Raw genomic sequence first — 21,603 nt, 5'->3', positions numbered from 1 at the left:
CTTAAACCTTAAGCTTTTTTTGTTTCATCTAAATTGACATTGTTAGTCGCGTTTTTGTCCTCAGGCTTTTCTTCTATTTTTGCCGTATTTTTCGGCTCATCTTCCATTTCACTTCTAAAAGTTTTAATTCCTTTTCCAACACCCTTAGCAAGTTCTGGAATTTTTTTTGCCCCAAAAAGCAAAACAACAATCACAAGAATAATAATCCATCCACTAACACCTATATTTCCTATACCCATACTATACTCCTTCACTCCATAAATTTTGAATTTTTTCTAAATCTTGCCTCTTTGTTCTATGCTTTAAAGAGAGATAAATAGAGCGTAAAGCCTCATAACTTCTTTCTAAATCATCATTAATAATGAGAAAATCATACTCCCCAAGCTCCCTCATCTCTTCGCTAGCATTTTGAAGTCTTTTTTCAAATTGTGCCATTGTATCCATATTTCGCTTAAGAAGTCTTTTTTTTAACTCGGCTTTGCTTTTCGTTGTAATGAAAATTGAATTAATTTTCTCTCCCAAACTTTTCCTTGCGATTTTAAAACCTTGCACATCAATGTCAAAAACAACAACCTTTCCCTCATCTAAAGCTTTATTTGTATGCTCTAAAGAAGTGCCATAAAAATTCCCATGCACCCTGGCCCACTCTAAAAAAATTCCTTTCTCTATACCATTTTGAAATTCTTCTTGACTGATGAAATAATAATGCACCCCGTCAATCTCATCGTTTCTAGGCATTCTCGTTGTCGAAGATATAGAAAAATAAAGCTCATCTTCAAATTCTTCAAAAAGTCTCTTAAGCAAGGTCGATTTTCCTGCTCCGCTAGGACCAGAAATAAGCAAAATAAAGCCTTTCAATGCCCTTCCTCATCAAAGCTTATTTTAATGTTTATATTCATATTCATACCTTTAAGCGCAGCCTTTAAAGTATCATCTTTAATGCTTGAACTAATTGCTTTGCTAATACCTTGGCTAAGCTCACTCATAAGCTCATCTTGAGAAATTCTAACGCCTGTCGCAACTTCTCCAGTCTCTTTTTCTCTATCAACATCCTCTTCTTCAGGCTCAATTTCCTCTCCCAAAGCTTGTTTAATATCCCTTTCTTTCAAATTTGCAAATTCATCTAATTCTACATTTGGAACGACAAGCTCTTCATCACTAGCACCCAAAACTTCATCATCTAGCACAGGTTCTTCTTTAAATTCCTCCAAAACCTTAACCCCATCATCTTGATTAATTTCCATATCAAGTTCATCAAGCTGGGCTAATTCTTCCTTAATTTGCTCCTCTGTGCTCAAAGGCTCATTTTGCAATTCCTCTTCTATATTTTCCTCAACCACAGGTAAGGTTTCCTCAGTCTCGCTCTCTTGCTCTTTTTCTTGTCCTAAAAATTCTGCATCTTCTGGCAAATCCTCAAAGCTCACTTCACTCTCTTGCTCCTCAACCACAGGTAAGGTTTCTGTATCTTGCTCTTCTTCTGCCTCTGGCACTTGCTCCTCATTTTCAGCTTCTTCTAAAGGCTCATTTTGTGGCAAATCCTCTATATTTGTTTTTGAAATTTCCTCCAAATTTTCTTCGCCTAACTCTTCATTTTTGCTTAAATTTTCTTCCACGCTAGGCTCATTTAAATCTTCTTCTAGTGAAAGTTCCTTCTGCTCCGCTTCTTCTTTATTTTCAACTAATTCTTCAGGCTCTTTTAAATTCTCATCTAAAGAAAGAGGTTCTTCGTCCAAATTTTCCTCCAAACTCAAATCCTCAAATTCTTCCTCATTTTTAACTTCTTGCTCATCTTTAACATCTTCATCCAAGCTTAAATCATCCAAACCTATCTCTTCACTCTCTTTGGTTTCGCTTTCTTCTTCATTAGGCAAATCCTCCAAATTTAAAGAATCTAAATCGATACTTAAATTCGCATAAGGATTTACATCTTCTACCTCAGCTTCTTCATAATTTACCGCTTCCTTGCTAAGTAGAGCCAAAAAATCCGTTGGTAAAAAAGGCTTTTGTAAAATTTCTGCTTTTACATCGCATTCTTTATTGCGAGGGTTAAGATAAATTAGTCTTTTGCACTTTTCCCTCAAAGCTTCAATATCAACCTCCGTGTCGCTATCTACAATAATCACATCATAAATTCCATCATTATAAGCATCCGATTCCTCTATCTCGTAAGACATTTTTTGCGCACTAAGATTTATCAACTTGGAAACAACAGGGTTTTCATTTAAAAGTAAAATTTTCATCAGCTTTCCTTAAAAATAATTGTTTATTTTATGATAACTTTTTTTATTATTAGCTTAGGTAAAAAAAAGAGTTTGCATATTTGAAAAAACCTCTATGATGAGTTCTTTAAAATACTCCATCATAATCAGCAAAATAGCGATTAAAACAACAAAAGCAAGAGCGATTTTGATGGGATAACCGATAACTAAAAGATTAAATTGCGGCATAGTCTTCATCAAAATTCCAAAAATCACATCAGCAAGCAAAGAAATCGCAAGGATAGGAAAAGACATAGTAAAACCTATAACAAAAACACTGAGCATCCCAGAATTTAAATACTGCACAAAATTTTCACTTGGATAAAATCCCCCAAGATGAATGTAGGTTAAGCTTTGACTTAAAAATAAAAGCATTAAATGATGTCCATCAAAAGCTAGGAAAAAAAGCAGGGCAAGCAAATTTAAAATTTGAGAAGTTATAGGCATATTAATCCCAGAACTAGGGTCTAAAACACTCGCCATAGTAAAACCCATAGTAAAAGCTATCTGCTCTCCAGCCATCATCACTATAGCAAAAACAAGCTGAACGATAAGTCCCGCTATCATACCGAAAATCACTTCGCTTAAAAGTTGCAAAATAAAAAAACTATCCAAGTGTAAAGCTTCGAGTTTAGCTAAGGGATATAAAAACATTGTAAGAAAAAAGACTATGGTTGTTTTTACCACTGCAGGAATGCTATTGTGAGAAAAAAATGGGAAAAACACCATAAGCCCACTAAGTCTAGCAAACAAGAGCATAAAAGTAGCTACATTTTTATCGCCCAAATAATTAACAAATTCCATTTGCTTTTAAAGTATAAACCTTATCGCAAAATCTTGCAAGAGTATCATCGTGTGTCACAAAAAACAAGGCTGCATCATTATCCTTAGCATAATCCATCAAAATGCGTAAAACATTTTTGGCATTATGAAAATCCAAATTCCCCGTAGCCTCATCAGCAAAAATCACACGAGGTTTTTTACAAAGAACCCTAGCAATACTAACCCTTTGCTGCTGTCCTCCGCTTAATTTACCTATTTTTTGATGCAAAAGTTCATAAATTCCTAAATTTTTCAAAAGTTCCTTGTCTAAATTTTGATTAGATAAAACACTAGCGAGTTCTATATTTTCCAAAGCACTAAAACCCTTAAAAAGATAATGTGCTTGAAAAATGATACCAAAATCCCTACGGCGAATTTCAAGCCTTTCGCTTTCATTTAAACGATACAAATCTTGATTTTTATAATTTATAGTGCCAGAATTTGGCTTTAAGAGGGAGGATAAGATATGCAAAAGAGTGGATTTGCCGCAACCACTACTTCCTTGTATGGCTACGCAATCTCCGGACTCTAAAGATAAATTTAAATTTTCAAAGAGCGGATAATCAAAACTATGACTTAAATTCTCCGCTCTTAAAAGTTGCATTTTAGCCTATTTGTGCTGCGACTTCAGCTGCGAAGTCTTCAGTCTTTTTCTCTAAGCCCTCGCCTACCTCAAAACGGATAAATTCAACTATCTTAATAGCCCCACCCAACTCTTTTTCTTTTTCAGCAATAACTTGAGCAATGGTTTTCTTATCATCCATTACATAAAATTGCCCCATTAGCGTCAATTTACTATCAAGCTGAGAGTTTTCTGCTATAAAACTCTCCATTTTACCAGGGATAATTTTGTCCCAAATTTTTTCAGGTTTATTTTGTGCTTTAAGTTCCGCCCTAATATCTTCTTCGGCTTGTTTCAAAATCGCATCATTGAGTTGCTTACGACTCGCAAATTTAGGAATTTTGTGTTCAGGCTTATTTGGATCTTTTAGTCTGCGTCTTTCTTCATTTTCCTTTTCAAGCTCGGCAACTAAAGCTTTATATTCATTTTCTACAAAATCCATATCAAGCTCATCATAACTTAAATAACTCGGCTTCATCGCCGCTATGTGCATACAAAGCTGCTTTAGAAAATCTCGTGCTTTACTTGCCACTTCAAAATTTTCACACGCTGCAGCTATGATAACGCCAACGCGTCCATTTGTATGAATGTAGCCATTTACAACACCTTTTTCACCTGCCTTTAAAGTGGCAAATCTTCTTACCACCAAATTTTCACCTATGGTTGCAATTTGACTTTTTAAATACTCTTCAAATTTCACACCATTAATTTCACTAGAATGAAGCTCTTCCACACTTTTAAGGCTGTGATTTTGAATGTGTGCTGTTGTATCCTTTGTAAGAGCGATAAATTGCTCATTTTTGGCTACAAAATCAGTTTCTGAATTTATCTCGCTTACCGTTGCACTAGTAAAATCATCGCTGACTTTAACGCTTACCAAACCTTCAGCCGCAAGTCTATCGGCTTTTTTCGCAGCTTTTCCAAGTCCTTTTTCTCTTAAAAGTTGAACCGCCTTTTCAAAATCGCCCTGAGTTTCTTTCAAAGCATTTTTGCAATCCATCATTCCTGCGCCTGTGCTTTCGCGCAGTTCTTTAACCATTTGTGCAGAAATTTCAGCCATTATTCTCGCTCCTCCTCAAAATCTTCCTCACTCATAGCCTCTTCTAAAACCTCTTGTTTTTCTTCCTCGCTTATCTCTTTTTCCCCAGCTTCAATATCGCCGTCTTGTTCTCTTAAGGATTTACCCTCGTTAATAGCTTCAGCCATTTCTTGGCAAAAAAGTTGAACTGAACGAATCGCATCATCATTACCCGGTATAGGGTAGGTAACTAAATCAGGGTCGCAGTTTGTATCAAGTGGAGCAACCACTGGAATTTTAAGCCTATTTGCCTCTGCAACGGCTATTTTTTCTTTTACGGTATCAATTACAAAAATCATATCAGGCTGAGTTTTCATATAACGAATTCCACCAAGATAGGCTAATAATTTTTCTTTTTTTCTTGTTAGCATTAAAGCTTCTTTTTTGGTCAAAAGCTTAATGCTTCCATCTTCTTCCATTTTTTCTATTACTTCAAGTTTGCGTATGCTTTGTCTTATTGTGCCAAAATTTGTCATCATACCACCAAGCCAACGATGATTAACATAAGGCATACCGCATTTTTCAGCATATTCTTTAATCGCTCCACCCGCTTGCTTTTTTGTGCCAACAAAAAGAATGGTCTTGCCTTCGGCAGCAGCGTCTCTAACGATATTATAGGTGTATCTAAAATACCTTAGGGTTTTTTGCAAATCAATAACATAAATCCCTTTTCTCTCTCCAAAAATAAATTTCTTCATTTTTGGATTCCAGCGTCTTGTTTGATGTCCAAAATGCACACCGCATTCTAACAAATCTCTCATACTAACCATAGAATTTCTCCTTAAAATTTAGCTTTTTCCTCCGCACCCATTAATTTAACAAGCTAAAAAGAATTGATGCGTGTGAAATAAGGCGGAATTATACAAAATATAAGTTTAGTTTTTACTTAGATGAAGAAAAAGTCGCCAAAAGGCGACTTTAATTAATGAAGTTTAGACCAGATAGAGCGCTTCCATAAAATCGCAAAAACGCTAAGAATTACAAAGAAAATCATAATATAAATTCCAACATTCTCCCTCTCTTCTTTCTTGCTATCGCCTACTTTTTCGATATATGAAATTATCTTTTCTTGAGAAGCTTCATTTAAGCCTACCCTTGGCATTGCTGTTCCTGCTAAAAGTTTTTGAGTATTATTAATAAAATCATTAAGATACTGCTCTCCCCTACTTCTTATCATCATCGATAAATCAGGCGGAACTGAGCCTAAATATCCTTTCAAATCATTTTTAGCAGAAAGGCTTGAAAAACCATCATATTTCATATCGTGACAGCGACCACAAGCTTCCGTAAAAAACACTCTTTCTTTAGCAAAAATCATTTCCTTTTCCATTAAAGCAGTTTTTTCGGCACCATCTTCCATTTTGGCATACTTCGCCTCTACCTCTTGCTTAATTTTAGCATCTTCCTTCTCTTCAAATTTAAGAGCCATTTCTTTGAGGTAAGCAACAACATTAGCAATGTTTTGATTTACCACCTCCTCACTTTCACCAGAAGTTTCACTATTATAAGCCGTCATAATAAAAGCATCTCCAAATTTATGCTCAACCTTTAAAGCCAAGGCGGGATTTAAAATTAAAGCTGCTAAAAATTTCTCATCGTAAAGTAAAGCAGCCGAACTTAAATCAGGCGGTATCACCCCATAAGCTGAAGAATCTGTAAAATTCGAAGCAATGCCATCCTCTTTTAAACCATGACACGCAAAACAATTTCCTTCAAAAAATGCCTTACCCTTAACCGCATCACCTTTTGCAAAGTCTATCTTTTCTACACTCGCCCAAAGAGCCTCATTTTTCGCTAAAGTCTCCTTAGCTGCGTCAAGTGCTTTAGTCGCACTTTCTACCTGTGAAGCATTATTTTCCTTTTGTGCTTGAGTTAAAATAGCTTCCTTATCCGCCACTATCCCCTTGGCAAAATTCAAATCCTCTTCCGCAAAATTAAAATTCGCAGGACTTACATGAGGCTTCATTATGGAATGTGCATAAGGCTCAACACCCCAATATGTAAGAGCTGTAAATACAACTACAACTAAAAATATTTTTAATTCTCTCATTTTTTAGCTCCTTTTTTTTCCATTATTGTAATCATAGGTAAAACTACGATAAGCAACAATAAAAACACAATAGAAGCATAAAATCCCACCCAAGCATTTATACCTGTTGGTGGCAATTTGCCATACACTGTTAAAACGATTAAATCTACAAGTAAAACCCAAAACCATATAAAAAACAAAGGTCTTTCGTGTGCTGGTTTTACCACATCGCTTCTATCAAGCCAAGGAAGCAAAAAGAATATCACTTGGGCGATACCAAAAGCAGCCAAGCCTATATCAAAAGCTTTAATTCCAGCCACATCAAAGAAAAATCCTCTCAACACTTCATAACTCCACAAGAAATACCACTCCGGATAAATATGCGCTGGAGTTTTAAGAGCGTCTGCCGGGTCAAAGTTGATAGGGTCCATCGCAAAATTAAATTTAAAACTTACCAAATAGAAAAAGAAAATCATAAATAAGCAAATATACATAAAATCTTTACTTAAAAAACCTGGCCAAAATGGTATGACCTTAGAACCTTTAGTATCTCCTGCCATATATTTTTCAGCTTCTAAATCAAAATCTAACTCTTCAGCGATTTCATTATTAACATGTGGAATTCTTAAAGAATAGAAGTGAAAAACCACAATCATAATAATCACAATAGGAAGTAAGCATACATGAAGCATAAAAAATCTTGTCAAAGTAGGGTCAGACACAGCATAATCACCCCTAATCCACACAACTAAAGCATCTCCTATAAAAGGAATTCCACCAAAAAGATTTGTAATTACCTGTGCAGCCCAATAACTCATCTGTCCCCAAGGAAGCATATAGCCACTAAAAGCCTCAGCGGAAAACACGACAAATAAAAGCATACCGCTAATCCAAATCATTTCACGCCCCTTTTTATAAGAGCCATAATAAATTCCCGTAAGCATATGGATATAAATCACTAAAAAGACGACAGAAGCTGCCACGCCGTGCATATGACGCCAAAGCCATCCATACTCTACTTCTTGCATAATAGTCTTATTTACGCTATCAAAAGCAAGAGCCACATCAGGCTTATAATACATCACAAGTAAAAGTCCTGTTACAAAAAGTATGGTAAAAAGAGTTGTTAAAATTACTCCCATAGCCCACAAGAAGTTAATTTGCTTTGGAATCCAATATTTATTCATCAAAACATCAAGCAGTTTATGAACCGCAAGTCTTTGGTCAAGCCAATCCACTATGCCATTAGCCTTTCTAATTTGTGCCATCTTAAGCCTCCGCCATCATTTTTTGATACTCAGGACCTTCCTCGCCTAAAACGAGTTTTGTTCCTTCAATTTTAAAAGGAGGGATGTCAAGTGGTCTTGGAGGAGGTCCAAAAACATTTACCCCACTAGTGTCAAATTCGCCCCCATGACAGGCACACTTAAAAAGTTGCTCACTTGGCGCATAAGCTGGGATACAACCCAAATGTGTGCAAAGTCCTATCACAACGGTATAAGCAACATTTTCTATTACTACATCGCGTTTTGCGTCTTTTGGCATATCTGCAGCCTTTTTCAAAATGAAAATGGGCTTTTTGCGCCACTCTATTGTTCTAAGTTCGCCATCTTGCATAGAGCTTAAATCCACCGTAGTAAAACCAGCTGCCTTAACACTAGGAAGCGGGTCCCAAGTCTTTTTCATCGCCACAAGCGAAAAAACACCACCCACAGCAGCTACAGTTCCAAACGCAAAGCCTATAAAGCTTCTTCTACTTTCAGAGGTAGCCATAACTTTCCTTTCCTTAATAATTTTGAATTTTAATAAACCTAGCAGTTTATCCAAAATAAAATAAATTTTTTCTTTTTTATTATTTCTGTCAAAAATTTCCAATTTTAAACTTAAAGAAACATTTACTTTTGCTTTTTTGTTTTAATATAAATTTGCAAAATGTCCAAAGCTGCGGGGGTTATCCCACTTATTTCACTCGCAGCAAAAAGTGTTGGAGGTCTAAATTTTTCAAGTTTTTCTACAACTTCATTACTCAAGCCACTCACGCTTTTAAAATCAAAATTTTCTGGAATTTTAAGAGCATTCAAGCCTTTCATTTTTTCCACCTGAGCCTTTTGCATATCAATGTAATGATAATACTTTGCTTCGCTTAAAATTTCTTGCAAAGAATATAAGTCCATATTTTCAAACATAACATCAAGTTTGCGTAGTTTCTCCACATTAAAACTTGCTCTTGCAACTATTTTTTGAAGGCTCACAATGGAAGAAATTTTTTCCTCATCTAAATCTTGCAAAAAAGTGTTATTTTCATTACTTGGAGTTAATTCTTTGGCGAGCAAAAAGCTTAAACCTTTATTGATATTTTCGCGTCTATTTTCTATCATTTTAAACTCTTCTTCGTTTAAAAGTCCAAATTTAAAACCATATTTCCCTAACCTTATAATTGCATTTTCTTCCCTTAAAAGCAATCTAAATTCTGCCCTGGAAGTGAACATTCTATAAGGTTCTTTTGTGCCTTTAATCACCAAATCATCTATTAAAACACCTATATAAGCTTCATCGCGTCCTAAAATGAAAGGCTCTTTGCCCTCTAGTGCTAACACAGCGTTAATTCCAGCCATAAAACCTTGCGCAGCAGCTTCTTCGTAGCCCGTTGTGCCATTAATCTGCCCCGCACAATACAAATTTTTAACTTTCTTAAGTTCTAAACTATGATAAAGCTCCGTTGGGTCAATATAATCATACTCAATAGCATATCCAAAACGCGTAATCTTAGCATTTTCAAAGCCTTTTATGGAGCGGAGCATTTGTGTTTGCACTTCGTAAGGCAAAGAAGTAGAAAAGCCATTGATATAATACTCGGTAGCCTCTTTTGTTTGAGGCTCTATAAAAAGATGGTGGCTTTCTTTGTCCCCAAAGCGATTAATCTTATCCTCTATGGAGGGACAATACCTTGGTCCCACACCCTCAATTTGCCCCGTAAAAAGAGGCGCTCTGTAAAAATTCTCCCTAATGATAGTGTGTGTATTTAAATTTGTTCTTGCGATAAAACAAGGCAATTGTGTCGGTGTAAAATCTTTTGTTTTAAAGCTAAAAGGCTTAGGCTTCTCATCTCCGTGCTGAATTTCTAAAACGCTAAAATCAATACTCTTAGCATCAACTCTAGGACAAGTTCCTGTCTTTAGTCTGCCAATTCTTAAATCAAGACCTCTCAAAGAATTTGCAAGTTTTACAGAAGCCAACTCCCCCACACGCCCAGCTTCGATTTGATTTTCCCCTATGTGGATAAGTCCATTTAAAAAAGTGCCTGTGGTAAGAATGATTTTTTTAGCATAATAATTATGGTTTAAATTTGTTCTAACGCCTTTTAATTCATCATTTTGAAAAATTAACTCTACAACTTGTTCTTGTGATATTTCTAAATTTTCAAGCCTCAAAAGCTTATTTCTTGCAATGATACGATATCTATCCATATCAATTTGCGCCCTGCTTCCCCTAACAGCTACACCTTTACTCTCGTTTAAAATGCGAAATTGTATCCCAGCCTCATCGGTAATTTCTCCCATTAAACCACCCATAGCATCAAGCTCTTTTACCAAATGCCCTTTGGCTAATCCACCTATGGCGGGATTACAACTCGCCGCACCAATTTGCTCTATAAGAGTTGTTAAAAGCAGAGTTCTTTTTCCCATTTTGGCAGCTACCGCACTTGCCTCTATACCAGCGTGTCCGCCACCTATTACAATAATATCAAACATCACTAACCTTAATCTTTTTTAAAGGCTGAAATTATACTAGGAATTTAGCAAATATAGGGAGAAAACCTATTTTGCTTCTTGCAAAGAAAAGATGATTTCATTGTAACTTTTTTTAGAATTTTTGCAAAAATCATTTAAAAATTCCACACCCTTATCCAAGCTTTCTTTTTCGATTTTCAAAAGTTCTTTATATAAGGGCTTAATCTGCTCTATCGCTTTTGGGTTTGGTTTTCTACGGACAGAATAATAGCCTATGATTTGATTGTGAATATCAAAAGATGGTGTTACATTAGCAAAAACCCAATAATAATCATTATTTTTCGTTCTATTTTTTACATAAGCAAAAATTTCCTGTCCATTTTTCATATAATCCCACAAAAATTTAAAGACGGTTCTAGGCATATCTTCGTGCCTGACTATATTATGGGGTTTATATAGGACATCTTGCATTGCATAACCAGCATAAGTTAAAAAATCATCATTTGCATAAACTATCTTACCTTTTAAATCCGTCTTTGAAGTGATAAGAGAATCATTTTCTAAAAAAATTTCCTTTGCCATTTTATCCCTCTATTTTAAGTTTTGCTAAAATTTCCGCACTCTTATTTTCTAGCGTTGTTACTTTACTAACTATAGAATCGTAAGCTTCTTGTCCTATATACTCAGCTCTTGATTCTTCTATAGCACAATTTGCATTATCCTTAATCACTGCCCTTACTTCATCTAAATCTTCATCACTTACAAGCTCGTTGATAACCTTCTTCGCTCTTTCCTCGTGGCAAAGATGAGAAATTGCATCAAGGCTATCAAGGTCAAAAGAATGCGTCCCATTAAGGGCGAGATAGATGTTGGATTTATAGAGTATATGATCAATCTTTGCGACAGATAAAATGAGTTTTTTTGCAAAGGAGGTAAAATTTACACCAAGTTCGGAGCTGTTTTCTTCAAGTCGCTTAAATGCTTGAGAGAAATTTGAAATGCGTTCTTCTGAATTGCTAACAATGTCGAAGACTTGTTCGCTTCCTGATTGTATATTGTCAAAATCTTGTTGCATTGTTTGTATAGCTATGGAAATTTCGCTCGTTGATTTTTGTGTTCTTTCTGCTAGTTGTCTTACTTCATCTGCTACGACTGCAAAGCCTCGTCCGTGTTCTCCAGCCCTTGCTGCTTCAATAGCAGCATTAAGTGCTAACAAATTTGTTTGATCTGCTATATCGCGGATAACCTCAATCACCGAAGTGATATTTTGCGAATTTGCCACAAAAGCTTCCACCGTTTCCTTGCTAGAATTGACAACCTGCATTAAGGTATTCATAGCTTCTTGCAAAGAAATGACCTGTGAGCCGTTTTCAGTTGCTACTTTAGTGATAGAATTAACCACATCGTAAATATTATTCATCGCGTTAATATCCGCATTTAAAGAAGTTGTAATACGCGACATATCTTTATTTTGACTTCCCAAACTTAAATCCATTAAGGTTTTGGAAAGAGCGTTTTTAAAAGTCGATTTTGCTGTGATTTCTATATTAGAAAGAGCCTTATTGATAAATTCGATATTATGAGCGAAAATTCCTTTTAAGCCCTCAGGCAAGGCTTTACGATAAAATTCATTATTTTGCGAACAAGTAATGGAAGTGTTAATCTCTCTTAAATAAGCCTCAAGTCCGTCTATCATATTGTTTAAATTGTCTGCAATTTGTGCAAGTTTTCTACTTTTACTTTTAATATAAATAACTCTCTTATCAAAATTTCCCTCTTTAAGATAATTAGAAAGCACAAAAAGCTTTTCTATCATCTCACCTTCATCTTTATGTGATACCATCATATAAACAAGTAGCGCTATCACAAATATAAAACACGCCGCACCAATATAGGCATTAACTATAAAAGTTAATAAAATTCCTATCACACTCAGTACAATAGCCAAGATAAAAGCATTTCTCATCATTTTCCTCACATCAAATTCATTTTAAACAACTTCAAGTTAAAAACAGACAAAAACTAGCAATTATATTTAATAAAGATTAAAAATCTCTTAATTATTTTCCTGCAAGTCAAAAATTAACTGATTATAAGTCATTTTATAGGAACCTACAAGCTCCATCAAGGTCTTCACGCCCTCTTTAATCCCGCCCTCTCTTTCCTTTTCTAGCAAAGTTTTATAAACGCTTTCTATGATAGGAATGGCTTTAGGATTAGGCTTTCTACGCACGGAATAATAATTGATAATATTGCGCTTTTCATCAAAAGAAGCAGTAATATTTGCAAAAACCCAATAATAATCTCCACTTTTTGCTTTGTTTTTAACAAAAGCAAAAATTTCATTTCCCTCAACAATATAATCCCACAAGCACTTAAACACAGTTTTAGGCATATCTTCGTGCCTGACTATATTATGTGGCTTATATAAAATTTCATCCATTTTATAACCCGCATATTTTAAAAAATCCGCATTAGCGTAAATAATATCACCCTTTAAATCCGTCTTTGAAGTGATGAGTGTGTCATCTGCTAAAACTATCTCTTTCATTGCCAACCCCTTTACTAAATGATTAACAAAATATTTTAAATTTATTAATTATAACAAATTAAAAGAAAAAACGCTTAAGAAAACTATATTTTTGTTACAATTACTTAAAATAATTTTTATTGCAGAAGGTGGAACTTTGTCTCTTTTTATTACAAAAGAAAAATGTCAAAATATGCTTCAAAGTCTTGCTTTTTGGGTAATTTTGGGCATTATTTTAGGAATAATTTTAGGCTGTGTGCATAAAGAATTAGCCCTAAGCGTTAAAGCTGGAGTGGATTATTTTATCCACGCTTTAAAAATTCTCATTGGACCCATAATCTTTGTAACCATCGTTTTGGGAATTATTAGCTTAGATAATCTTAAAAAAGTCGGCTCCATAGGACTTAAGGCGGTTATTTATTTTGAATTAGTCAGCACTCTTGCTTTAGCCATAGGAATTTTTATTACAAATATCTTAAAACCGGGTGCAAAAATGAATCTTGACCCACGAGAAATAGATAGTGCAAGTGTGGAAAAATATATCTCACAAAGCAATGCTGACATCAGTGCAAGTTCTGAGATTATGCATATTTTAAAGGACGCTATCCCAACAGACATCATTAGTCCTTTCACAGAGGGAAAAACCTTGCAGGTTTTAGTTATTGCCATTATTACAGCTCTTATTATCTCTTTGATGAAAAGCGAAGATAAGCAAAGCATACAAAGAGTTTTTGAAGTCGTGCAAAATTTCGTCTTTAAAATTCTACAAATTGTAATGTATTTTAGTCCCGTAGCTGCCTTTTGCGCTATGGCTTTTCTCATCGCACAATACGGCTTAAGCTCACTAATTAATCTTGGATATTTACTTTTAGTTATGTTTCTTGCTTGTTTAATTTTTATCTTTGGAATTTTAGGATTAATTTGTTATTTTGCAAAAGTGAATATCTTTAAATTTATGCGTTTTATTGCCGCAGAAGTTTTAATCGTTTTTGCAACAAGCTCAAGCGAATCTGCTCTTGCGCCCCTAATGAAAAAACTTGAAAAAGCAGGAATTTCAAAAGCCACAGTAGGACTTGTTCTTCCCACAGGATATAGTTTTAATTTAGATTGCACAAATATCTATTTGTCCGTATGTCTCATTTTTTTGGCACAAGCTTTTGGAGTCAATTTATCTCTTAGCCACGAACTTAGCATTCTGCTTGTTTTAATGATAGCGTCAAAAGGTGCTGTTGGTGTTACAGGTTCTGGTTTTATCGTGCTTGGAAGCACATTAGGTGCGCTTGGTGGGATGCAAATCGAAGAAGCGGGAGGCACCCTAGCAGAAGTCTTGCCTATCGCTGCCATTAGCATTTTACTAGGTGTAGATAAATTTATGTCGGAAATGAGAGCTGTGGGAAATTTATGTGGTAATAGTGTCGCCGCACTTATCGTTGCCATTTGGGATAAACAAATAGACTGGGAGAAATTTAATTTTGCAATTAACCATCCTGAAAAATTCCGCAACGAGGCTCTAAGTTAATGATTTCTTTGGAAAAAATCATAGCGATTAATTTCCTCAAGTTTGCTTTCATCTTCTTTTAATTGTCTTAAAAAACTTTTATTTAAGCTAAAATTAAAGCCTACGCGGACGGCATTTTGAATTTCATCTTCTTTATTTTGACTTTGAAAAAAATTGAAATTAAGCACCTTATAAGGCTTATAGGTGATTTGATAATTTGCCTTTTCATTATCCTTACTCACATCAAAAATGACGGATTCGTAAGACGGAACAGCAAAGCTAAGACCTAATTGCAAATTCCTCTCCACGCTTTTATCTTGAGGCATATAATAATTTGTATAAGCTTTAAGCGTATCCGTATAGCCAAATTCTGCACCCCAACTTGAGCTATCGCTATTTTCTTCCTTTTGTTTGTCAATAAAACCATTAACACCCAACAAAAAATCCTCGTGCGTATAACGATTAATTAAACCTCCAGAATAATTATAGCTTTCTTGAGAAACAAAAATTTCTTTTTGAAATAATAAGGAATTATTTTCGCTCTCATAAATTGAGGTAAGATTTTTCATTTGAAAATTTTCATTTTGAAAATCCAAATTCCCTTCTGTATTATCTATGCCATTATTTTTTTCAAAAACACTTGAAAGCGTGGAATTTAAAGTTGTTTGAAAATCCACACTTTCACTTTGCACACCTGGAGTGTCATCTTGATATTCAAATTTAAAAGTTGTCCAATTGCCTTCCTTATTTTTCGCTAAAGCTTCACTTAAAGCATCTGCAAAAGAAAAGGGAGTAAATAAAAAGCATAATAAAATTTTTAAAAATGTTTTCTTCATCGTCAGCCATTATAAAAAAACAAAACAAATAAAAGTAAATTTCACTTTATTAAGGTATATTTAAAGCACTTTTGATAAATTTTTTCATAGGAAATTACAATTTATAATTTTACTCCAACACAAAGGTTTCGCCTTGAAAAAAGATAATCTCCTTGCTTTTAGTGTTTTTGCCATTAGCTCAGTTTTTTTTATGATTTGGGGTTTTAATTATGTCGCCTCCCATCAAGTTATATTATTTATCCTTGCTTCAATATTTGGTATTTTTATGGCATTTAACATAGGTGGTAATGATGTGGCAAATTCTTTTGGAACAAGCGTTGGCGCTAAAACAGTTACCATTAAGCAGGCTTTAATTATCGCAGCAGTATTTGAGCTTAGTGGGGCGATTTTTGCAGGGGGTGAAGTAACTAAAACCATAAGAAGTGGGATAGTAAATTTCCCAGCCTCTTTAGACCCTATGCTCTTTGTAGCCATTATGTTAGCCGCACTTCTAAGCTCAGGGCTTTGGATTTTCATCGCAACAAAAAAAGGCTTACCCGTCTCAACGACGCATAGTATTGTAGGTGGTATAGTTGGAGCTAGTATTATGATGGGGCTTTTGGAATTTGACGGAAGTCAAACTTTAGCTATGGTCAAATGGAGTGAAATTTTAAGAATTGCTGTAAGCTGGGTCGTCTCTCCCCTTTTAGGCGGTTTGGTAGCTTACATTATTTACGCGTATATCGATAGAAAAATCTTAAAACCATCTAAAAATTTGAACGAAAATATTAAGGAGTTAAAAAAAGCTAAAAAAGAGTTTAAGGAAGAATTTTTTAATAATCTTAGAAAAAAAAGCGATGAAGAACAAATTAGAGAGCTTAGCATTATAGCTTTAGATGAGGACGATGATGAAAGTTTTTATAAAAACAAAATAAAAGAATTCAAAGAAAAGGAAAAAGCGATTGACATCTATGGAGTTTTAAAAACTCATATGCCAATTATCGCTTGTTTTAGTGCGGCTGTTATTGCCTCAATGTTTTTATTTAAAGGCTTAAATAATGTCAGCACACTCGATGTTTTGCAAAATTTTTGGATAGTGGGAATTTTAGGCACAATTAGCTATGTCGTTACTTTTGCCGTTGTTAGCATTGTTAAAAAAACAGAGCTTAACAAAACAACCGATAGAATTTTCTCTTGGTTTCAAATTTTCACAGCCTCAAGTTTTGCTTTTTCGCACGGAGCTAATGATATAGCTAATGCCATTGGTCCTTTTGCAGCGATTTTAGATGTGCTTAAAAACAATGCGATTAATTCAAGCTCTCCCGTTCCTTTCGCGGCTCTTGCGATGTTTGGGGTGGCTTTAGTCATAGGTTTATGGTTTTTGGGAAAAGAGGTCATTACAACGGTGGGTTCAAAACTTGCTTCCATACGCCCTACCACAGGATTTAGTGCGGAGCTTGGTGCTAGTATAGTGATTCTTTTAGCCACCCAGCTTGGAATTCCTGTAAGCTCTACCCATATCTTAATTGGAGCGGTTTTGGGCATAGGACTTTACTCTAAAAATGCCAACTGGATTATGATGAAGCCTATAGGCTTGGCTTGGATTATTACCCTACCAGCTGCGGGCTTAATGGCTGCTGCTGTATTTATGGGCTTTAAGATGACTTTAGAGCTTTAAATTTTTCTTCATAAAGAGCCATAAGTTCTTCTTTGGCTCTTAAAATATCATCTGTTAAAAGCTCATAATCTACCTGCGAACTTCTTTTATAAGTTTTATCATAATAATCCAAAAGCATAGAAATAAGTCTTTGCCACTGCTCTTTTTTAAAAGCTTCTTCTAAATCAAGTCGCAAATTTAAACTTATGTAAGGGCTAATCTTAGTCAAAGAGCGATAAAAATTTTCCTCATTCATCTTAGATTTATAAAGCTTTTCTATACGCTCTATACGCTTCTCTTTTGAGGCAAAGCAATGAATTTTAAAACCATTTTGCAAAGCCTCATAAAGCTTTAAAGGCAGAATCACCGTGCCAATTTTACGACTTTCACTTTCTATAAAAGCAAGTTTTGTCTGCATAGAATGAAACAAAGCCTCATCAAAAGTTTTTTGACTAGGCTGCTCCCCTAAAATATCTCCAAAAGAAGAACCTAAATGATTCGCCATTTTTTCTAAATTAATCGAAGGCTTTAAAAGCTCCAAAAGCTCAGTTTTCCCACAGCCTGTATTACCACACAACACAAGCAATTCACAATTTAGAGGCTTTGCAAAAAATTCATTTAAGTATGTCCTATAAGCCTTAAAGCCACCCTTTAAACGCGTAACTCTATAACCTAGCTCACTTAAAATCACAGCAATAGATTTTGAACGCAACCCACCCCTAGCACAATAAATTCCCACCTTCGCACCTATTCTAAATTCGCTTGTGAAAAGTGGGATATGCCTTGCCATATTTGCACAAATGTATTGCGCACCTTTTGCTTTGGATTGGGCTTGATTTTTCTTATACAAAGTGCCAACTTCTTGATGTTGTTCATTATTCAATGCGTAAAAATTTAGCGCGTTTTTAAGATGAGAATGGGAAAATTCCAAGGGGCTTCTTGCGTCAATTAATGCGTCAAATTTTTGCTTTAAAAATTCTTCATAATCAAGCTCTTCTAGCATTAAAAGCCTTGAGAAGTTTTTGATAAATTTTTTCTACATCCGCTCCACAAATTCTAGTTTGTCCTATGGAGGTAATGAAATTTGTATCGCCACTCCAGCGTGGCACAAGATGATAATGACAATGTGGTGCTATACCAGCACCTGCAGCGGTGCTTAAATTCATACCGATATTAACCCCACTTGCTTTTAAACATTCTTTTAAAATTTTAACACCCTCACGCACAAAAACACTCATTTCACTCCAAGTTTCTTCACTCAAATTTTCTATGTGTTCCTCGTGTTTATAGGGGATAACCATAAAATGCCCCGGTGTATAAGGGTAGCGATTCATCACGCCCAAACAATGTTTTGCCCTAAAAAGCACCCCAAGCTCGGCATCACTTTTAAGCTTATTTGCACACGCACAAAATGGGCAAAGCTCATCTTTTTCCTCTAAATATTCACTTCTCCAAGGCGCGTAAAGATATTCCATTAATCCTCACATAAGGCTTTTAGTGCCTTACCCTCATCGTTTTGCTTCATAAAATATTCCCCTATTAAAAAGGCATCAACGCCTATTTTTTGAAGCTCTTTTAAAAAATCCTTATCCTCCAAACCACTTTCTGCAATTATTATTTTAGAATTAGGAATTTGAGGAATAAGCTTTTCACAAAGACTCATATCCATAGTAAAATCTTCTAAATTTCTATGATTTATCCCTATAATATCAGCTCCCACTAAAATCGCCTTGGTTAAGTCCTCTTTATCGTGGATTTCCACCAAAGCTTCAAGCCCTAAATGTCTGCTAAATTCCAAAAGTTTTTTAAGCTCTTTTGCACTCAACATCTTAGCGATTAAAAGCACAAAATCCGCCCCATAAACTAAAGCTTCTAAAAGCTGGTATTCGTCAAAAATAAAATCTTTTCTAAGCAGTGGAATTTGCGTATAGCGACGAATGAGGCTAAGATATTCTAAAGAACCTTGAAAATAAAAAGGCTCAGTTAAAACAGAAATCGCTGCGGCAAAATTTTTCTCATAATTTAAAGCAATGCTTAAAGGCTCAAAATTCTCCCTTAAAACCCCTTTGCTAGGACTAGCTTTTTTTACCTCGGCGATGATTTTTATCTCTTCATCTACCCTTTTTAACGCCTTACAAACATCTTTTGGAAAGAAAGGATTTGAAGCCAAAGAACGCCCTAACATATCGTAAGGCAAAGCCATTTTACGCTTTTTTAATTCCTCTTTTGTTTTTAAAAAAATTTCTTCTAAAATCATTTTATACAAGCCTTTATCGCTTTTTGATGCTCTTTACTTTCACTAGAGTTAGCAAATTCTTTATCTGCAAAAGTTGGTTTTAAAATGTCCCAAGCCTTTTCACATTCTTTTAATTTATAATATCCCCAAGCCAAAGAATCTAAATAATAAAAATTATTCGGCTCATTTTGTAAAGCGAGCTCAACAAGTTCAATGCCTTTTTTCACATCTAATTCGTAATCAATCAACAAATAGCCATAATAATTTAAATAAAGCGGTGCGCTTTCTTTTGTCATCGCCTCTTCAAATTTCTTGGCTACACTTTTAGCAACTTTCAAATCAGGCTTTGCTTTCGCACTTGCTTCTTCAAATTCAAACACAGCCGCACGAAGCAAATGCTCTTTATCTCCACTTGCTTGATAGAGTTTTAAACTCAGCTCCTTTGCCTTATCAAATTGCTTTAAATTTTGAAACAAAAAAACCTTAAGCTCATCATTTAAATCATACTGCAAAGCCAATTTTAAAGCTTTTTCTTTTTGATTTTGCTTGTTATAAATTTCGATTAAAGCGAATAAAAAATTCTCGTTTAAACTTAATTCGTAAAGCTCCAAATAAACACTTTCAAGCTCTTTATAATTTTTCTCATCCAAGTAAATTTTAGATAAAAGCACACAAGTTTTTAAGCTACACCCTTGCTTTTTACGCACATTAATGAGGAATTTTTTCATCCCTTTAGTATCATTTAAAAGCGTATAAATTCCTACCATTTTAAGAGCCATTACTTCATTTGGCAATTGCTTGTAAGCTATTTGATAATATTTCAAAGCTTCTCTTAATTGATTTTTTCTTAATAAAATATCTCCATAAAGCTCGTAATTTCCGGGATAATCATCGTCTTTTAAAAGTTCAAGGGCTAATTTTTGCGCTCTTGCTAAATCCATATTTGAAAGAGAATAAAGCACACTTAAACGCTTAATGTTGGAGCTTGTTTCAAGAAATTGTTGTGCTTTTTCATTTAGCTCTTTTGTTTTATTTAGGTTGTAAGAAAGGCTTAAAAAGAAAGCTTGTTCCAAAAATTTGGCATTTTTGTTTTTTTCAAATAAGTCTAAGTAAATATCTCTAGCACATTTAAATTCTCCATAATACTCGCACACAAAAGCCCTCATCAATGCTTTATCTAAAGCGTTTTCTTTTACTGGCTTAAATTCCACATCATTTAAAGCATTTTTACTTGCACAAGATGTTAAAAAAAGGCAAGTAATTATGATAAATAAGTAATTCCTATACATTCTTTTTCTAATTCCTTTTTATGTGTTTTAAAATAATCCCAAAACGGAAAGCTTTTGCACTGGGCTGGACGCAAAGCGTAAATCGAACAATTTCTCTTCTTTGTGTCAAAAAAAATACAAGCAAAGCCTCCTTCAAATTCTTTTTCCTTTAGGCTTAATCTGAACCCCACTTTTCTTAAAAAACGCTCTTTAAATTCTAACTCATCTAAGTTAAAATGCTCCATTAAAAGGTTTATTTCTTCTTTGGCGATGAAAATATGCCCACTTTCTCCCGTGCAACACTTCCCCCCACAACTCTCACACTTAGAGCCATCAAAACCATACTCAAAACCCTCTTTAAAAATCATAACTTTCTATCCTAAATTTCGCACTAAGCCCACGCATTTCTTCGCTTAAATTTCCTCCCTCATAAACAAATAATGGCGAACTGACCTCACAAGGACTTTTCGAGCTTTTGCATACTCTAACTAAAACAAGCCTTGCCTTAGCTCCATTTTTACTATGAACGAAGCGAATTTTAGTCATTTTTAGCTTGTATTTCTCTAAAAGCACACAAATTTCACTTAAAGCCAAAGCCTCGTAACAAAAATAAAAACTCCCACGCGGAGTAAGCAAAGAATTGACCCCCCTTACCAAATCCTCAAGTGGTAAAAAACAGGCATTTTTACTTACACTCTTATGCAAATTTGCACTTTTTAACGCGTCTTGTCTATAAAATGGAGGATTGCAAACTATGTAGTCAAATTTAATTTTACTCTTAAATTCTTTAAAATCATTATGAAAAATTTCTGCCTCAAGCGCATTTTGTCTCAAATTTTCTCTAATAAGGGTAATGTTTTCTTCCTGAATCTCAAGTAAAGAGAGCTTTAAATCAGCATAAGAATTTTTTAACAAAATTCCTATAATTCCACATCCAGAACCCACATCCAAAAGTGTTGTTTTGCTTAATCTATCTTCTAATATGAAAGCACTTAAAAGCAAGGAGTCGCTATTATAACGATAAGCGTTTTTAAACTGAAAGAATTTTAAAATTCGCAT

At 34.7% G+C, this 21,603-nt stretch carries 23 protein-coding genes; 2 read left to right on the top strand and 21 right to left on the bottom strand.

The features are described 5' to 3' along the window. Positions 1-8: 8 nt before the first annotated feature. The 14 genes from tatA to cetC all read right to left on the bottom strand — a co-directional run bounded on the left by tatA (position 9) and on the right by cetC (position 13,091). Positions 9-239, bottom strand: coding sequence for a twin-arginine translocase TatA/TatE family subunit (gene tatA, locus CHELV3228_RS02390; protein WP_082199368.1), 231 nt, complete (start codon positions 237-239; stop codon positions 9-11). Between the two features lies 1 nt (position 240). Continuing rightward, a complete protein-coding gene (gene gmk / locus CHELV3228_RS02385) occupies positions 241-858 on the bottom strand; it encodes a guanylate kinase (protein WP_082199367.1) in 618 nt (205 codons plus the stop codon). After that, entirely contained in the window at positions 855-2,240 is a 1,386-nt protein-coding gene (locus CHELV3228_RS02380; RefSeq protein WP_082199366.1) for a hypothetical protein, read from the bottom strand. The genes gmk and CHELV3228_RS02380 overlap by 4 nt, the downstream gene beginning before the upstream one ends. 54 nt (positions 2,241-2,294) lie before the next feature. Continuing rightward, positions 2,295-3,062 (bottom strand): flagellar biosynthetic protein FliR, encoded by a 768-nt coding sequence (fliR, locus tag CHELV3228_RS02375; protein WP_082199365.1) that lies wholly within the window; start codon positions 3,060-3,062, stop codon positions 2,295-2,297. After that, entirely contained in the window at positions 3,049-3,684 is a 636-nt protein-coding gene (locus CHELV3228_RS02370) for an ABC transporter ATP-binding protein (protein WP_082199364.1), read from the bottom strand. The genes fliR and CHELV3228_RS02370 overlap by 14 nt, the downstream gene beginning before the upstream one ends. 1 nt (position 3,685) lies before the next feature. Beyond that, positions 3,686-4,762 (bottom strand): translation elongation factor Ts, encoded by a 1,077-nt coding sequence (tsf, locus tag CHELV3228_RS02365; protein ID WP_082199363.1) that lies wholly within the window; start codon positions 4,760-4,762, stop codon positions 3,686-3,688. Next, complete coding sequence (rpsB, locus tag CHELV3228_RS02360) at positions 4,762-5,550, bottom strand: 30S ribosomal protein S2 (protein WP_082199362.1); 789 nt, start codon at positions 5,548-5,550, stop codon at positions 4,762-4,764. The genes tsf and rpsB overlap by 1 nt, the downstream gene beginning before the upstream one ends. A 152-nt stretch (positions 5,551-5,702) precedes the next feature. Continuing rightward, positions 5,703-6,830, bottom strand: a complete 1,128-nt coding sequence (locus CHELV3228_RS02355; protein WP_082199361.1) for a c-type cytochrome — start codon at positions 6,828-6,830, stop codon at positions 5,703-5,705. After that, a complete protein-coding gene (locus CHELV3228_RS02350; protein ID WP_082199360.1) occupies positions 6,827-8,077 on the bottom strand; it encodes a cytochrome b in 1,251 nt (416 codons plus the stop codon). Before CHELV3228_RS02350 ends, CHELV3228_RS02355 begins: the two co-directional genes overlap by 4 nt. Position 8,078: 1 nt before the next feature. After that, positions 8,079-8,582 carry a ubiquinol-cytochrome c reductase iron-sulfur subunit gene (locus CHELV3228_RS02345; RefSeq protein WP_082200729.1) on the bottom strand — a complete coding sequence of 168 codons (504 nt, stop codon included), beginning with the start codon at positions 8,580-8,582 and terminating at the stop codon, positions 8,079-8,081. A 122-nt stretch (positions 8,583-8,704) separates the two neighbouring features. Continuing rightward, the gene (gene mnmG, locus CHELV3228_RS02340; RefSeq protein WP_082199359.1) at positions 8,705-10,561 is read right to left on the bottom strand and encodes a tRNA uridine-5-carboxymethylaminomethyl(34) synthesis enzyme MnmG; all 1,857 of its coding nucleotides are present in this window, start codon (positions 10,559-10,561) and stop codon (positions 8,705-8,707) included. A 66-nt stretch (positions 10,562-10,627) separates the two neighbouring features. Next, positions 10,628-11,122 carry a bipartate energy taxis response protein CetB gene (gene cetB / locus CHELV3228_RS02335; RefSeq protein WP_082199358.1) on the bottom strand — a complete coding sequence of 165 codons (495 nt, stop codon included), beginning with the start codon at positions 11,120-11,122 and terminating at the stop codon, positions 10,628-10,630. Position 11,123: 1 nt separating this feature from the next. Continuing rightward, on the bottom strand, positions 11,124-12,506 hold the full coding sequence (gene cetA / locus CHELV3228_RS10730; protein WP_407712509.1) for a bipartate energy taxis response protein CetA: 1,383 nt from the start codon (positions 12,504-12,506) through the stop codon (positions 11,124-11,126). A 90-nt stretch (positions 12,507-12,596) separates the two neighbouring features. Then, a complete protein-coding gene (gene cetC, locus CHELV3228_RS02325; RefSeq protein WP_082199356.1) occupies positions 12,597-13,091 on the bottom strand; it encodes an energy taxis response protein CetC in 495 nt (164 codons plus the stop codon). A 172-nt stretch (positions 13,092-13,263) separates the two neighbouring features. On the opposite strand from cetC, the gene CHELV3228_RS02320 reads away from it, so the two are divergent. Beyond that, a complete protein-coding gene (locus tag CHELV3228_RS02320; RefSeq protein WP_082200728.1) occupies positions 13,264-14,589 on the top strand; it encodes a cation:dicarboxylate symporter family transporter in 1,326 nt (441 codons plus the stop codon). Here the strand turns inward: CHELV3228_RS02320 and CHELV3228_RS02315 are convergent. After that, positions 14,586-15,404 (bottom strand): inverse autotransporter beta domain-containing protein, encoded by an 819-nt coding sequence (locus tag CHELV3228_RS02315; protein WP_082199355.1) that lies wholly within the window; start codon positions 15,402-15,404, stop codon positions 14,586-14,588. The two genes, CHELV3228_RS02320 and CHELV3228_RS02315, sit on opposite strands and share 4 nt — an antisense overlap. 133 nt (positions 15,405-15,537) lie before the next feature. Between CHELV3228_RS02315 and CHELV3228_RS02310 the strand changes: the two genes are divergently transcribed. Further along, positions 15,538-17,061: an inorganic phosphate transporter gene (locus CHELV3228_RS02310; protein WP_082199354.1), complete on the top strand. Its 1,524-nt coding sequence runs from the start codon at positions 15,538-15,540 to the stop codon at positions 17,059-17,061. On the opposite strand, the gene mnmH is transcribed toward CHELV3228_RS02310, so the two are convergent. Genes mnmH through CHELV3228_RS02280 form a run of 6 tightly spaced genes read right to left on the bottom strand, consistent with a single transcriptional unit; the run spans position 17,039 to position 21,603 of the window. Further along, the gene (mnmH, locus tag CHELV3228_RS02305; protein ID WP_082199353.1) at positions 17,039-18,043 is read right to left on the bottom strand and encodes a tRNA 2-selenouridine(34) synthase MnmH; all 1,005 of its coding nucleotides are present in this window, start codon (positions 18,041-18,043) and stop codon (positions 17,039-17,041) included. The two genes, CHELV3228_RS02310 and mnmH, sit on opposite strands and share 23 nt — an antisense overlap. Continuing rightward, positions 18,027-18,515, bottom strand: a complete 489-nt coding sequence (locus CHELV3228_RS02300) for an HIT family protein (protein WP_082199352.1) — start codon at positions 18,513-18,515, stop codon at positions 18,027-18,029. Before CHELV3228_RS02300 ends, mnmH begins: the two co-directional genes overlap by 17 nt. Further along, positions 18,515-19,297: an indole-3-glycerol phosphate synthase TrpC gene (trpC, locus tag CHELV3228_RS02295; RefSeq protein WP_082199351.1), complete on the bottom strand. Its 783-nt coding sequence runs from the start codon at positions 19,295-19,297 to the stop codon at positions 18,515-18,517. Before trpC ends, CHELV3228_RS02300 begins: the two co-directional genes overlap by 1 nt. After that, the gene (locus tag CHELV3228_RS02290; RefSeq protein ID WP_082199350.1) at positions 19,294-20,565 is read right to left on the bottom strand and encodes a tetratricopeptide repeat protein; all 1,272 of its coding nucleotides are present in this window, start codon (positions 20,563-20,565) and stop codon (positions 19,294-19,296) included. The genes trpC and CHELV3228_RS02290 overlap by 4 nt, the downstream gene beginning before the upstream one ends. Beyond that, complete coding sequence (locus CHELV3228_RS02285) at positions 20,538-20,912, bottom strand: YkgJ family cysteine cluster protein (protein WP_082199349.1); 375 nt, start codon at positions 20,910-20,912, stop codon at positions 20,538-20,540. Before CHELV3228_RS02285 ends, CHELV3228_RS02290 begins: the two co-directional genes overlap by 28 nt. Next, complete coding sequence (locus CHELV3228_RS02280) at positions 20,902-21,603, bottom strand: tRNA1(Val) (adenine(37)-N6)-methyltransferase (protein WP_082199348.1); 702 nt, start codon at positions 21,601-21,603, stop codon at positions 20,902-20,904. The genes CHELV3228_RS02285 and CHELV3228_RS02280 overlap by 11 nt, the downstream gene beginning before the upstream one ends.

The organism is Campylobacter helveticus, from assembly GCF_002080395.1.
Taxonomy (GTDB): Bacteria; Campylobacterota; Campylobacteria; order Campylobacterales; family Campylobacteraceae; genus Campylobacter_D; species Campylobacter_D helveticus.
This window is presented reverse-complemented; position numbering and strand designations above follow the sequence as displayed.

What these genes read in the sequence shown, in the direction of transcription:
- CHELV3228_RS02355 (WP_082199361.1), bottom strand. Translation starts at nt 6,830, where the DNA reads ATGAGAGAATTAAAAATATTTTTAGTTGTAGTTGTATTTACAGCTCTT.
- tatA (WP_082199368.1), bottom strand. Translation starts at nt 239, where the DNA reads ATGGGTATAGGAAATATAGGTGTTAGTGGATGGATTATTATTCTTGTG.
- mnmH (WP_082199353.1), bottom strand. Translation starts at nt 18,043, where the DNA reads ATGCTAGAAGAGCTTGATTATGAAGAATTTTTAAAGCAAAAATTTGAC.
- cetB (WP_082199358.1), bottom strand. Translation starts at nt 11,122, where the DNA reads ATGGCAAAGGAAATTTTTTTAGAAAATGATTCTCTTATCACTTCAAAG.
- tsf (WP_082199363.1), bottom strand. Translation starts at nt 4,762, where the DNA reads ATGGCTGAAATTTCTGCACAAATGGTTAAAGAACTGCGCGAAAGCACA.
- CHELV3228_RS02350 (WP_082199360.1), bottom strand. Translation starts at nt 8,077, where the DNA reads ATGGCACAAATTAGAAAGGCTAATGGCATAGTGGATTGGCTTGACCAA.
- CHELV3228_RS02380 (WP_082199366.1), bottom strand. Translation starts at nt 2,240, where the DNA reads ATGAAAATTTTACTTTTAAATGAAAACCCTGTTGTTTCCAAGTTGATA.
- CHELV3228_RS02370 (WP_082199364.1), bottom strand. Translation starts at nt 3,684, where the DNA reads ATGCAACTTTTAAGAGCGGAGAATTTAAGTCATAGTTTTGATTATCCG.
- trpC (WP_082199351.1), bottom strand. Translation starts at nt 19,297, where the DNA reads ATGATTTTAGAAGAAATTTTTTTAAAAACAAAAGAGGAATTAAAAAAG.
- fliR (WP_082199365.1), bottom strand. Translation starts at nt 3,062, where the DNA reads ATGGAATTTGTTAATTATTTGGGCGATAAAAATGTAGCTACTTTTATG.
- cetA (WP_407712509.1), bottom strand. Translation starts at nt 12,506, where the DNA reads ATGAGAAATGCTTTTATCTTGGCTATTGTACTGAGTGTGATAGGAATT.
- CHELV3228_RS02320 (WP_082200728.1), top strand. Translation starts at nt 13,264, where the DNA reads ATGCTTCAAAGTCTTGCTTTTTGGGTAATTTTGGGCATTATTTTAGGA.
- CHELV3228_RS02285 (WP_082199349.1), bottom strand. Translation starts at nt 20,912, where the DNA reads ATGATTTTTAAAGAGGGTTTTGAGTATGGTTTTGATGGCTCTAAGTGT.
- CHELV3228_RS02300 (WP_082199352.1), bottom strand. Translation starts at nt 18,515, where the DNA reads ATGGAATATCTTTACGCGCCTTGGAGAAGTGAATATTTAGAGGAAAAA.
- rpsB (WP_082199362.1), bottom strand. Translation starts at nt 5,550, where the DNA reads ATGGTTAGTATGAGAGATTTGTTAGAATGCGGTGTGCATTTTGGACAT.
- CHELV3228_RS02290 (WP_082199350.1), bottom strand. Translation starts at nt 20,565, where the DNA reads ATGTATAGGAATTACTTATTTATCATAATTACTTGCCTTTTTTTAACA.
- mnmG (WP_082199359.1), bottom strand. Translation starts at nt 10,561, where the DNA reads ATGTTTGATATTATTGTAATAGGTGGCGGACACGCTGGTATAGAGGCA.
- CHELV3228_RS02345 (WP_082200729.1), bottom strand. Translation starts at nt 8,582, where the DNA reads ATGGCTACCTCTGAAAGTAGAAGAAGCTTTATAGGCTTTGCGTTTGGA.
- CHELV3228_RS02280 (WP_082199348.1), bottom strand. Translation starts at nt 21,603, where the DNA reads ATGCGAATTTTAAAATTCTTTCAGTTTAAAAACGCTTATCGTTATAAT.
- CHELV3228_RS02315 (WP_082199355.1), bottom strand. Translation starts at nt 15,404, where the DNA reads ATGAAGAAAACATTTTTAAAAATTTTATTATGCTTTTTATTTACTCCC.
- cetC (WP_082199356.1), bottom strand. Translation starts at nt 13,091, where the DNA reads ATGAAAGAGATAGTTTTAGCAGATGACACACTCATCACTTCAAAGACG.